Annotated in this window: 1 pseudogene; it reads left to right on the top strand. The window is 70.4% G+C overall.

The features are described 5' to 3' along the window. Window positions 1–240, top strand: a pseudogene (locus SB751_RS34725) (PLP-dependent aminotransferase family protein); the annotation flags it as partial.

The raw sequence follows: 240 nt of genomic DNA, 5'->3' as shown, positions 1-240 counted from the left end.
GCCGGAACAGGTGTTCGTCACCGGCGGCTACCGCGCGACGCTGGAACTCGTGCTGCGCAGCCTCGCACGCGCGGACGAGCGCGTGTGGTTCGAGGATCCCGGCTATCTGCTCGCGCGCGGGTTCCTGTCCGAGACCGGCATACAACTCGTCCCCGTGCCGGTGGACGCCGACGGGATCGACGTCGAACGCGGCATGCAGCTGGACGCGCAGGCACGCTTCGCGCTGGTGACGCCGTCGCA

It is taken from the genome of Cupriavidus sp. SIMBA_020, from assembly GCF_046535395.1.
Lineage (GTDB): Bacteria > Pseudomonadota > Gammaproteobacteria > Burkholderiales > Burkholderiaceae > Cupriavidus > Cupriavidus campinensis.
Note: the sequence above shows the minus strand (reverse complement) of the source record. Positions and strands in the feature narration are given on the sequence as shown.